This window comes from Cyanobium sp. BA20m-14, assembly GCF_024346295.1.
This window is the reverse complement of the sequence record NZ_JAGQCR010000096.1, coordinates 1-10,843: the sequence shown is the minus strand read 5'-3', so window position 1 is coordinate 10,843 and position 10,843 is coordinate 1. Positions and strand designations below refer to the sequence as shown.

Sequence of the window (10,843 nt, the reverse complement as noted above, 5' to 3'; positions counted from 1 at the left end):
AGTACCTGAGATTTGAACCAAGGCATCATGCGCTCCTTGAACTGTGAACTTGTTGGGCGCCGAGATAAAGGGAAGCCCGGTAAGTTGGGCGAGCTCTTGGGCCGTCTCTTCGGCAAAGCCACTGGCAGCGTTGAGCCCGGTTCCGACTGCCGTTCCACCAATTGCGAGTTGATAGACACCCTTGAGTCCATCGCGAAGACGATCAAGATTGTCGGCGAGCATGCCTGTATAGCCAGACCATTCTTGGCCGAGTGTTAAAGGGGTAGCGTCCTGCATGTGGGTGCGGCCAATTTTGACAATGTCATTCCATTGGCTCGCTTTGGCCGCGATGGCATCATGCAAAGCCTGAATCGCCGGAATCAGACGAGTTGTGCACTCAACTGCCGCAGCTAGATGCATCGCCGTCGGGAAAGTGTCGTTCGACGACTGGGACATATTCACATGGTCATTTGGATGCACAGGTGTCTTGGCTCCTAAAGGAGTGCCGGCGATCTGGCAGCAGCGGTTCGAAATCACCTCATTTACGTTCATGTTGAACTGGGTACCAGAACCAGTCATCCAGACGTGTAGTGGAAACATGTCGCGATGCTGGCCAGCGAGGATCTCGTTGCAGCTTTGAATGATCAATTGATGGACATTGTCTGCAAGCCTTCGATGGGTGTGATTTACATTGGCGGCAGCCTTTTTCAATTGGGCATAGGCACTGACCATTTCGGCTGGAATCAGCTCCTGTCCGATGCTGAAATGTTCTAAAGATCGTTGGGTTTGGGCGCCCCACAGCCGGTCGGCTGGAACGGAGACCGTGCCGAGGCTGTCGGATTCGCTGCGCATGTCCGTCATTGAGACTGGGGAGGATGGCTTTTATTAGACTGGCTCGGCCTCCTGACCCATAATAAATGTTCGCAACGGATCTTGCCAATCCAGGCTGCTTACTTAGATTGGGCAGAATTGCCAGCACGGCTAGAGACGAAATGTTAAAATGTATACGTTTGTGGACGGGCGACGATGGCCAGTCCCATTTTCAGAGCGGCGCGATTGAGCTTGACTCCGGGGTCCGTGGCGACTTTCTGAGCCAAAAAACTGACGCTGTCAGCATTGCGTTTCAGCAAACGGATTCAGGCGGCTCGTTTGATTGGCATACGGCGCCAGCGCGCCAGTTTGTGATCACCCTGAGTGGCACTCTCGATTTCGTTACTCGCGAAGATAAGCATTTCACTCTTGATCCTTCGACCCTGCTGCTCGCAGAAGACACAGCAGGGGGAGGCCATTCCTGGAGATTGCTGGATGCGGAGCCCTGGCGCCGTATCTATGTGGTGTTAGCACCGGGTGCCGATGTCCGTTTCACAGCAGAGGTGCAGGCATGACCAGCGAATCGGTTGATGTGCTCCTGGTTGGAGCCGGCATCATGAGCACATCGCTTGGCGTGTTCCTCAAAGAGCTGAAGCCGGATCTGACGATCGAGATGATCGAGCGGATGCCCCAAGAAGCCCAGGAGAGTTCCGGTGCGTGGAACAACGCTGGCACGGGCCATGCGGGCAACTGTGAGCTGAACTTCACGCCGATGCGTCAGGACGGCACGATAAATATCGCCACAGCACTGGAGGTCAATGTTGAATTTGACCTATCCCGCCAGTTCTGGTCATACCTGTTGGGCAAGGGGTTGATCGGTTCGGCCGACAGCTTTATCCATCCTGTTCCCCACATGAGCTTTGTGATGGGCAGAGAAAATCAGGCTTTTCTGAAGAAGCGCCATGCCTTGATGAGTGCCCATCACTGTTATCACGGTATGGAGTATTCCGAGGATCACGCCAAGATCGCGGAATGGGCCCCCTTGTTGATGGAGGGGCGTGATGCGAGTCAGCCGGTGGCCGCAACTCACATCAATAACGGTGCTGATGTCAATTATGGCGCCCTGACAAGCAACCTTCTTTCGGTGCTGCGCAAGCACCCTGATTTCAGGGTGCACTTCAACGAAGAGGTGGTCAATCTGCAGCGCCGGCCTGAGGGTGGCTGGCGGGTTGTTGTTAAGCATGGGGCCACGGGTAGCGAGCGCACGATCGATGCGCGTTTTGTGTTTCTTGGCGCCGGCGGCGCCGCCTTAACCCTGCTTCAGAAGTCCGCTATACCGGAAGCCCACGGCTATGCAGGATTTCCGGTGAGCGGGGTCTGGTTGCGTTGCGAGAAACCCGAGGTGGTGAACCGGCACCGAGCCAAGGTTTATGGCAAGGCGGCAGCAGGCTCACCGCCGATGTCCGTGCCCCACCTGGATACGCGCATTATTGAGGGCAAGCGCTGGCTCTTGTTTGGACCCTATGCAGGCTTTTCCACCAAATTCCTGAAGAATGGCTCCTACTGCGATCTGCCTCGATCGCTGCGCCTGGCTAATATCCTGCCGATGCTTTCCGTCGCCAAAGATAATTTTCCTTTAGAGGAATATCTGGTAGGCCAGGTTTTGCAGAGCAAGGCCCATCGCTTCAATGTGCTCAGGCAGTATTACCCAGGCGTAAACGAGGACGATTGGGAGCTAGCAGTTGCTGGTCAGAGGGTTCAGATTATTAAAAAGGAGAAGCACTTTGCCGGCCAGCTTGAATTCGGTACTGAGATCGTGTCAGCGGCTGATGGCAGCTTGGTGGCGCTGCTGGGTGCCTCTCCAGGCGCCTCAACCGCTACCTACATCATGATGACCATGATTGAAACAGTCCTGCGCGATGAACTAATTGGTGATTGGAAAGCCAAAATGAGTGAGATCATTCCCTCCTATGGGCATGATCTCAAGCAGGACGCCGCCATGTTGACGAAGGTGCGAGCCGAAACGGCGGCAGTTCTAGGTTTGCAGAATGCTTAATTCCTATTGATTCGTACTGATTGATTCGTACTGAGTTAACGCAGCGGAGCAGCGCGATCGATCTGCTCCTACGGTCATAGAGATGAATCTCGCCATTGCACTAGACGCCAGCGTGGCCATTCCCTGCATGACGCGGCGGTGGGGCTGGCCTGAGTCATGGCACCCAGTTTGCAGGATTAAAAGGCACCTGTCAGGCCCAGCTGCTGCAGGCGCCGTGTTGCAGCAGCTGCCGGCGCGCCCTCCCAGGCCAGGGCTTGGGCCAGCAGGGGCGCCAGCACCGGCACCTGGCTAAAGCCCGCACTGAAGCCGGTGAACAGCCACAACCCAGGTGCCCCAGCCAGCGGACCCACCAGGGGCAAGCCCTCACTGCAGAAGGCCACGGGTGCTTGGCGCAGATGGCCGGGCAGGGCCGCCAGCGGCGCCCCCCAGGCTTGCGCCGCCAGCTCTTGGCGCAGTTGCCTTTCCACCTCAAAAGGCGGTGGCGCTGCCCCCAGCTCCAGCCCCGGTCGCACCAGGGTGTGCTGGCCCAGCAGGGCCCCAGTGCCCCAGGGCACCAGGCCCCCATCCACCAGCCACTCCGGTTGGTCCAGGCCGGCGGCGCGGCGCTCCAGCGCGACCCGCCCAAAGCTGGGCGGCAGCCAGGCGGCGGCGCGGCCCAGGCGTGGCGGGTAGGCGGGCAGCTCCAGTACTGCTGCCCAGCTGCTGCGCAGGCGGGAGGGCAGGGGCGGCCAGAGCTGGCGGCAGTGGGCGCCAGCGGCCAACACCAGCTGGGGGGCTAGCAGGTCGCTGCCATCGCTGAGGTGCAGCTGCCAACCTGCCGGTGACTGGCGCTCCAGGCGCTCCAGCCGGGCCGGGCGGCACCTCACCCCCGCGGCCGCCAGCAGCAGCGGCAGGCGCGCCACCAGCACGGCGGTGTCCACCTGGGCGAATGGGAGCGGCCACCAGGCACTCAGCGCCCCCAAGCCGGTGCCGCCAGCCTGCACCCGCAAGCGGCAGGGACGCCAGCCCAGGTCACCATGGCGCCCCTGCAGGCGGCGCCAATGCTTGGAAGCCCTCGCCGCCAGCCGGGCCAGGGGGGTGGCCGCCAGGGGCCAGCCCGGCAGGGCGCCATAGCTGATCCCCGTAGCCGAATCCGCCCCTGCGGGGCCCGGGGCATCGATGAGACTCACCGAGGCCCCCAACTGCCGCAATTCCAGAGCCAGCAGGCCACCGGCCAAGCCACCGCCAACAATCACCACATCGGCAGGGGCCGAAACCGTCACACCAACAGGGTGAAGGAGGAAACCACCAGGTGGAACATTTCCTTCACCTTGCTCCAGCGGATTTCGTTGGTGCTGGCTGCAAAGGTGTAGAGCCGGCCGCGATCGAGCACCACCGTGGCCAGCTCGTGGCGGTCGCGGTCTTCGAGGTGCACGGCGTATTCGAGGTCGTAGAAGGTGCGGGGCCCCTCCTGGCGCTCGGAGGCCTCCACCAGTTCCGCCGCCCGGCCGCTGCCTTCAGGCGCGATCACGGTGCGGCGCAGCTGTTCGCCTACGGCAACGGCGCTGCCCAGTTTCTCCAGGTCGTTGGTGGGGTTGACCTCGGAGATCACCAGGCTGAGGGTCTCATCACTGTTGATCAGGTCGTGGAACACCACCTGGGGACCGCCGCTCACCTGCACCCGGGTCCAGCCGGTGGGATAGAGGAAGGCATAGCGGCCATCGGGGCTCTGAAAGCTGTTCAATCCGGCGGCTGAGGCGCTGCAGGCCGTCAGCAGCCCGGTCAGCAGCCCCGCCAGCAACAGGGCAACCAGGCGGGGCAGGGGGGAGGGAAGACCGGCCCCTTTGCGGGTTTCAGCCATGGCGACGGCAAATGCTTGGCGCCATTCTGCTGGGCCGCCAGCATGGGGCCGATCGCCCCCAGCTCCGATGCCCCGCAGGCCTACCTGGGTCGACCGGCAACAACGTCGCCACGACTCCCCCTTTTTCCAGCTGCTGGATAACTCCTTTCTCTTCCGGGTGGCCCTCTCGGCCGCCGGCGCCCTGACCCTGCTGCTGGTGGTGAACAGCTACGCCACCTGTCGCAACAACCAATGGGTCAAAGGCTGCCTCTGGCGGGATGCGGAAGCCCTGATCAGTGTGGGCAATGTGGAGTCACTGAGCATCGTGACAGCCGCTTTCCTCTATGTGCTCGAGGGCCAAAAGCGCAAACAGCGGGAAAATATTGAGGCCTACGAGCTGCTGAAAACCTGCAATGAGTCGGGCGCCCGCTGGCTGATCGGGCGCATCCAAGCGCTGGAGATCCTCAACCGCGCCGGCCTGCCCCTCGACGGCCAAAATCTGGCTGGCTTTGACCTGCACAACTTGCATGCCCCCGGGGGCCACTGGCATCAGGTCAACCTGGAGCACACCGTGTTGCGCAACGCCAACCTGGCCGGAACCGACCTCACGGGCACCAACCTGCGCGGCGCCGACCTGCGTGGTGCCGACCTGCGGCACGCCATCCTGCGCAACGCGATCCTGGAGGGCGCCGAGCTGGAGGGCGCCCTGCTGGAGGGGGCAGACCTGGAGGGCGCCGACCTAGGCGGGACAAACCTGCCTAAATTCAGCCCACTTGCGGCGAATCGCTGAGCGGCTTCACGCGCCCGTTGGCCCGGCTGATTGACCAGTTCGAGCGACTGCCGGGCATCGGCCCCCGCACGGCCCAGCGGCTTGCCCTGCACCTGTTGCGCCAGCCAGAGGAGCAGATTCGCAGTTTCGCAGACGCCCTGCTGGCCGCCCGCAGCCAGGTTGGCCAGTGCCAGCGCTGCTTCCACCTCTCGGCCGAGCCGTTCTGTGAGATCTGCCGCAACGACGAGCGCAGCAACGGCCAGCTGTGTGTGGTGGCCGATTCCCGCGACCTGCTGGCGATGGAGCGCACCCGGGAATTCAAGGGGCACTACCACGTGCTCTGCGGCTTGATCTCGCCGATGGATGGCATTGGCCCCGAACTGCTCCAGATCCAGCCCCTGGTGCGCCGGGTGGATGCCGAGCAGATCAGCGAGGTGATCCTGGCGCTCACCCCGAGTGTGGAGGGGGATACCACCAGTCTCTATTTGGCCCGCCTGCTCAAGCCCTTCACGATGGTGAGCCGGATCGCCTATGGCCTGCCGGTGGGCAGTGAGCTGGAATATGCCGACGAAGTCACCCTGGCCCGCGCCTTTGAGGGGCGTCGAGCCGTCGAATGAGCTCCCCATCCCGCTACAGCGCCATTGCCCCCGAACAGCGGTTGCCGGCCTGGCTGCGCCGTCCCGTCGGGACTGCTTCCCAGTTGGAGGCCGTGCAGGGGGTGGTCAAAGAACAGCGGCTGCATACGATCTGCGAGGAGGGCCGCTGCCCCAACCGGGCCGAGTGCTACGCCGCCGGCACGGCCACCTTCCTGCTGGGGGGGGCGATCTGCACCCGCAGCTGCGCCTTCTGTCAGGTGGACAAGGGCCAGGCCCCGGCTCCGCTCGACGCCGCTGAGGCGGAGCGGGTGGCCGCGGCGGTGGCCAGCCTCCAGCTCTCCTATGTGGTGCTCACGGCCGTGGCCCGTGACGATCTGGCCGACCACGGCGCCTGCCTGTTCACAGCCACCATGGCCGCCATTCGCCGCAGCCGCCCGGGGACGGCGATCGAGGTGCTCACTCCCGACTTCTGGGGCGGCCATCGCGACGAAGCGGACGGCTTGGCTGCCCAACGGCAGCGGCTGGCCACCGTGCTGGCCGCCGAACCGGTGTGCTTCAACCACAATCTGGAAACCGTTGAACGCCTGCAGGGGGAGGTGCGCCGCGGCGCCACCTACCGCCGCTCCCTGGCCCTGTTGGCCGCAGCCCGCCAGCTGGCACCCCAGATCCCCACCAAGAGTGGCCTGATGCTTGGGCTGGGTGAAACCCAGGAGGAGGTTGTGCAGACGCTGCAGGACCTGCGCAGCGTTGATTGTCAGCGACTCACCCTGGGGCAATACTTGCGCCCATCCCTCGCCCACATGCCCGTGGCCCGCTACTGGACTCCCGCCGAATTTGAGCAGCTGGGCGTCATCGCCCGGGAGCTGGGGTTTGAGCAGGTGCGCAGCGGGCCGCTGGTGCGCAGTAGTTATCACGCCGAGGCAGCATGACGGCTGCCTCCTGAAGCCCACCTGACCAACACCACCCCATGAGCCAATACAACACCCGCCATTTCGTGGCCGCCCAGCTCGAGGACGGCTGGATGCTCCAGTCCGAGCACGTGACGAAACTTCAAAACGGTGATTGGATCCTCGATCGCGAAGAATTGGAGGAACTATCAGGACTGCTGCAAACGTTGCTCAGTCAGAGTTAAGGAAACTCTGATCAAGATCTGATTAAGCTTCCCGTTTCATGGGACATCTATCCCATTCTTGAGCCTGGCCTTCACCCCTGGAGGTGCAATAAGCCCATTGTTTTTGCGGTTTTTGACTTCGCCAAGGGACATTACCCTCGCCTCATTCAAGGGTAATGCTTTCGCCCAGCCCAGGGCCATCATTGTTCCCTTGGCCTCGTCACTTCGGCGCAGACCTGCTTGCCTGACCAGCAGTCCCTGCGATTGTCATCGCCGCTGCATCCAGCAATACTGACCGCCAGTGCTGGCCCCCCACGCCAGGGATCCTGTTCTGAAGGCCTCAAACGGGTGTCAATCGTGTTGCGTCCCAGCGGACTGCTGATTCCCCTGCTCAGGTTCCTTTTGGTGTTGGGAGCCGGTGGACTCACCCCGGCCGTCCAGGCCGAGTCCGATCCCCCCAGCCTTAACCGGCTGCTGAATGTTCCTGGCTGGATCGACCTTGACCTCAACCTGCAGGCCCAGCCCCTGGCCAACCCGAGCGGCGGAACCGAGCAGAGCGCCAGCTGGATGCAGCAGCTCACCCTGGGGGCCGCGTTCAGCAGTGGCCTGGCCAAGCCAGCTGACCAGTGGCACGAAGGCGACCACTGGCGGGCCAACCTGCAATTGATGCTGTTTAGCGGCGATCCCCAGCTCAACGACGCGATCGGAGCCGCCTACCCCCTGCAAAACGCGGCCCATCCGACTGGCCTGTGGCTTACGGAGGCGACCATTGAGCGCCGGGCCGGCTCGGGGGAGCTGACGCTGAAAGCTGGGGTGTTCTCCCTCAATCCGGGCTTTGTGAGGACGCCGGTGCTCGATCAATACGTGCACTCCGCCCTCAATGACACGCTCAACTCCGAAATCGATGGGGTGCCGATCAACCCCTACGTGGCCCCAGGGCTGCAGCTGAGCTGGACCCCCGGTCGCCAGGGTCGCTATGGCGAATGGCGCTATGGCGCCTTTTGGCTCGATTCCCAAGTCGCCCTGGCGGGCCTGTTTGGGGTCAATCCCGACCTGAGCTCAAGCGAGGGCAACCTGCACCTTCTGCAGTGGACCTTCACCCAGCTGCCCGGAGCCAGCGCCCTGGAGGCACCGATCCGGCGGCAGGGTCAGACCATTTCTCGCCAGCTTCCTTCCCCCCAGGTTCAGCTGGGCGGGGTCTATTTGGCCAAGGACAGCTCGGGCAAGTCCAATGGGTCCCTTTACGGCACGATCACGCTGGCGTCCCCCCTGCCGCTGGGCCTCGACAACCGCTTCTGGCTCGGTGTCAAAACTGCGGTGAGCGGAGACACCAACCCCGTGCCCCTGTTTCTGGCCGGCGGCTGGCTGGGCCAGGGGCTGTTGCCCGGCCGCCCCCTCGACGTGCTGGCCCTGGGCTACGGCCGCAGCAGCTTCAACAGCCAGCTGAACCCAGGCCTGACAGCCGAAGCCGTGCTGGAGCTGAACTACAGCTTCAACCTGACTGCCAACCTGTCGCTGCAACCAGTGCTGCAGTGGGTGCTCAACCCGGGTGGATCGGGCCAGGTAGATGACATCCTGGCCGCCGGCCTGCAACTGCAGCTGCAGTTCTGAATCAGTCCGTGTGAATTAGTCCATCAGCAACCGATAGGCCGCCTCCAGCCGGTGAAAGGCCTGGGGATCGCCGCCCAGATCGGGGTGGTGGGCCTTGGCCAAGCGCCGATAGGCCCGCTTGACCATCTGCGGGCTTGCCCCGGCCTCTAGCCCCAGCTCCCGCAGGGCCTCGCCGCGGGGGTCTGGGGCCGAGTTCTGGGCCCAGCTCTGGGCTGAGCTCTGGGAGGAGTTCTGGGAGGTGGTCGGACCCCGGGAGTGGTTTTCGGTGCGGGTGCCGCGGCGGCGCTGGCCGAGTTGGGCTTGGCGGCGCCCCAACTCCACCACCACCTGGAGCGGCGCTTCAGTGAGCCACTCCGGAGCCCGGGGGCCATAGAGGGCAAAGGCCGCCCGCACGGCCCAGCGGGCCCGACTGTGGGGGCCCCGGAGCGCTTCGGCCAGTGCGGTGCCCAGGCCAGGGGAGCGGCGCTCGAGCTCCTGCTCCAGGCTGAGCGCCGGGTTCGACCAGTGGCGTCGCAGCTCCTCGATCACCCCCCGTAATCCGCCCGGTGGACCGATCCGCAGCGCCTGCCACTGGGGGTGGGCGGCCATCGCCTGACCCCAGCGCTCCAGCTGACCCGGGCTGAGGCCATGGTCATAGGTCGGGCCACCCGTGGGGCCATCCGGGCCAGGCTGGGGGCCCTGCGCCGAAAGTTGCTCCAACCGGCGGCGCAGGGTCTGCACTTCACGGCGCAGGGCATCATTTTCGGCCAGCAGGGCATCGACGTTGCTGGTGACCGGCGGGCTGCCTGGGGCTGGCCGCCAGCGGCGGGGATCAAAGCCCATCCAGTCCACCCAGGCGGCGGACGCTGCGCCGCAGCACCTCGGCGCAGTCCGCCCGCATCAACAGGCCCGAGCCACCCCAGAGCAAGCGGGGAGCCAGATCGGCGGGGCCCGCAGCGAGTTCCCGCAGGGGCGCAAAGCCCAGGGCGCGGAAATAGCGCACTAGGCGGCGGTGCTGGGCGTCGCTGTCGCGGATCGCCAGGATCGTGGCCTGGCTGCAGGGGGTGGCTTCCAGTGCCCAGGCAAAGGTGGCCGCCCAGATCAGCGGGCCCAAAGCTGCCGTGTCCCCAGCCTGCACCCGCATCGTGTCGAGCCGCAGGCCCCTGGCGCTCGGCAGGGCCCAGCCCTTGAGCTCGCCCAGCAGCAGCAGCCTCTCCCCATCCCGCCGCGCCACCCCCACCCGCAGCCCCCAGGCCAGCCCCGCCGGCCGGCTCACCTGCAGGCGCAGCAATAGGCCCCGCACGCGGGCCTCCTGCTCCAGCTGCTCCAGGCTGGGGTTGGGGCAGGTAGGTGCCTCGGGGGAAGAGCTGGACATCCACAACCGCCAGGGCCAGGGCCAGTCTCAACCGTTGGCGGCCGCGCGATCCATGGCCTTTAAATCTCTGCCTGCTCCCCAGGCGTGCGTAGCGGTATTAGCCGGGATGCATTGCGGGCCAGAATGGGGGAATGGTCATGGTTACCCCAGTTCCGCTCGTCACCCGTGAGGCGCTGCAAGCGTTCACGCAGCAGCTGGTGGAGAGGTTTGACCCGGAGAAAGTAATCCTGTTCGGTTCCCAGGCCCGCGGTGAGGGGCGCTGGGATTCAGATGCAGACATCCTCGTGGTAACGCCATTCCAGGGAAGGCATCTGGCTCAGATCCGCGCAATTCGAAAGTCTTGCCATGCGGGCTTCCCCCTCGACCTGCTGGTGCGGCGGCCCGATGAGATCGCCGAGCGCTACTTGGGCGGGGATCCGATCATCCGTGAAGCCCTCGATCATGGAACGGTTCTGCATGGCTGAAGCCTGGAGCGCAGTGCCTGAGTGGATCCGCAAGGCAGAAGCGGACTGGGCCGCTGCCACAACCCTCCACTAGCAGAACAATGAGGAGCTTCATGATGCGGTTGTCTTTCATGCTCAGCAATGCGTTGAAAAGCTGCTCAAAGCAAGATTGATTCAGCTCAACCAGCCGATCCAGAAGGTGCATGATCTGGTTGCTGTATCGCGACACCTCGCCAGTGTGGACTCTGATTGGCAATGGGACGAGGAGAATCTCAGCGATCTTTCAACTGGTGCG

At 63.9% G+C, this 10,843-nt stretch carries 13 protein-coding genes and 1 pseudogene; 9 read left to right on the top strand and 5 right to left on the bottom strand.

What is annotated here, in order from left to right:
* The coding region (locus tag KBZ07_RS10245; protein ID WP_254931515.1) for a lyase family protein at window positions 1–840 on the bottom strand (840 nt) is incomplete at its 3' end.
* Window positions 841–896: 56 nt separating this feature from the next.
* Between KBZ07_RS10245 and KBZ07_RS10240 the strand changes: the two genes are divergently transcribed.
* Both KBZ07_RS10240 and mqo read left to right on the top strand, forming a co-directional pair.
* Entirely contained in the window at window positions 897–1,364 is a 468-nt protein-coding gene (locus KBZ07_RS10240; protein ID WP_254931514.1) for a hypothetical protein, read from the top strand.
* Window positions 1,361–2,845 carry a malate dehydrogenase (quinone) gene (gene mqo / locus KBZ07_RS10235; protein ID WP_254931513.1) on the top strand — a complete coding sequence of 495 codons (1,485 nt, stop codon included), beginning with the start codon at window positions 1,361–1,363 and terminating at the stop codon, window positions 2,843–2,845. The genes KBZ07_RS10240 and mqo overlap by 4 nt, the downstream gene beginning before the upstream one ends.
* Before the next feature lie 176 nt (window positions 2,846–3,021).
* Here mqo and KBZ07_RS10230 read toward each other — a convergent pair whose 3' ends face one another.
* Window positions 3,022–4,107: an FAD-dependent oxidoreductase gene (locus tag KBZ07_RS10230; RefSeq protein WP_254931512.1), complete on the bottom strand. Its 1,086-nt coding sequence runs from the start codon at window positions 4,105–4,107 to the stop codon at window positions 3,022–3,024.
* Window positions 4,104–4,685, bottom strand: coding sequence for a photosystem II reaction center PsbP (psbP, locus tag KBZ07_RS10225; protein WP_254931511.1), 582 nt, complete (start codon window positions 4,683–4,685; stop codon window positions 4,104–4,106). Before psbP ends, KBZ07_RS10230 begins: the two co-directional genes overlap by 4 nt.
* Window positions 4,686–4,752: 67 nt before the next feature.
* Here psbP and KBZ07_RS10220 point away from each other — a divergent pair, with 67 nt between their 5' ends.
* The 5 genes from KBZ07_RS10220 to KBZ07_RS10200 all read left to right on the top strand — a co-directional run bounded on the left by KBZ07_RS10220 (window position 4,753) and on the right by KBZ07_RS10200 (window position 8,751).
* Entirely contained in the window at window positions 4,753–5,454 is a 702-nt protein-coding gene (locus KBZ07_RS10220; protein WP_254931510.1) for a pentapeptide repeat-containing protein, read from the top strand.
* A gap of 26 nt (window positions 5,455–5,480) precedes the next feature.
* Entirely contained in the window at window positions 5,481–6,050 is a 570-nt protein-coding gene (recR, locus tag KBZ07_RS10215; RefSeq protein WP_254931516.1) for a recombination mediator RecR, read from the top strand.
* Complete coding sequence (gene lipA / locus KBZ07_RS10210; protein ID WP_254931509.1) at window positions 6,047–6,958, top strand: lipoyl synthase; 912 nt, start codon at window positions 6,047–6,049, stop codon at window positions 6,956–6,958. The genes recR and lipA overlap by 4 nt, the downstream gene beginning before the upstream one ends.
* A 38-nt stretch (window positions 6,959–6,996) precedes the next feature.
* The gene (locus KBZ07_RS10205) at window positions 6,997–7,161 is read left to right on the top strand and encodes a hypothetical protein (protein WP_254931508.1); all 165 of its coding nucleotides are present in this window, start codon (window positions 6,997–6,999) and stop codon (window positions 7,159–7,161) included.
* 336 nt (window positions 7,162–7,497) lie between these two features.
* A complete protein-coding gene (locus tag KBZ07_RS10200; protein WP_254931507.1) occupies window positions 7,498–8,751 on the top strand; it encodes a carbohydrate porin in 1,254 nt (417 codons plus the stop codon).
* 15 nt (window positions 8,752–8,766) lie between these two features.
* Here KBZ07_RS10200 and KBZ07_RS10195 read toward each other — a convergent pair whose 3' ends face one another.
* A complete protein-coding gene (locus KBZ07_RS10195; protein WP_254931506.1) occupies window positions 8,767–9,573 on the bottom strand; it encodes a DnaJ domain-containing protein in 807 nt (268 codons plus the stop codon).
* Window positions 9,563–10,105, bottom strand: coding sequence for a hypothetical protein (locus KBZ07_RS10190; RefSeq protein ID WP_254931505.1), 543 nt, complete (start codon window positions 10,103–10,105; stop codon window positions 9,563–9,565). Before KBZ07_RS10190 ends, KBZ07_RS10195 begins: the two co-directional genes overlap by 11 nt.
* Window positions 10,106–10,242: 137 nt before the next feature.
* Here KBZ07_RS10190 and KBZ07_RS10185 point away from each other — a divergent pair, with 137 nt between their 5' ends.
* Both KBZ07_RS10185 and KBZ07_RS16455 read left to right on the top strand, forming a co-directional pair.
* Entirely contained in the window at window positions 10,243–10,569 is a 327-nt protein-coding gene (locus tag KBZ07_RS10185) for a nucleotidyltransferase domain-containing protein (RefSeq protein WP_254931504.1), read from the top strand.
* 94 nt (window positions 10,570–10,663) lie between these two features.
* Window positions 10,664–10,843 (top strand): annotated as a pseudogene (locus tag KBZ07_RS16455) (HEPN domain-containing protein); the annotation flags it as partial.